Consider the following 413-nt stretch of genomic DNA (forward strand, 5'->3'; position numbering starts at 1 on the left):
AACCGTGTACGGCGTTTAATGCACCAAAATAATATTGAAGCTGCCATTAGGATTAAACAGCATAATCGTCATCAAGAGCACAAAGAGCAGATTTCAGCGAACCTACTTTATGATTCCCAAACTGGACATGACTTCCATCCAAAACACACTAACACCGTTTGGGTAACGGATTGTAGTGAGCTTCGGTATGGTTCACATTCGCAATATAAGTTGCGTTTGAGTGTGATTAAAGATCTATACGATCACAGTGTGATTGCTTGGCAAGTAGCAGATACCGAGACGGCTGAACTGGTAACGAACACCCTTGATTTAGCCCTAGTCCAGCTTAACGGCGTTAAGCCGGAAATGATGCATAGTGATCAGGGCTCCGCTTATACCGGCGGTGCTTACAACACCGCATTAGCTGGTAATGG

General features: G+C 44.6%; 1 protein-coding gene. It reads left to right on the top strand.

Annotation, left to right across the window (positions count from 1 at the left end; all coding sequences use genetic code 11):
* Nucleotides 1-413 (top strand): transposase (locus AC6H04_RS00445; protein ID WP_497569814.1); only part of this gene is annotated, 413 nt, incomplete at both ends.

The organism is Secundilactobacillus sp. MJ173 (assembly GCF_059704265.1).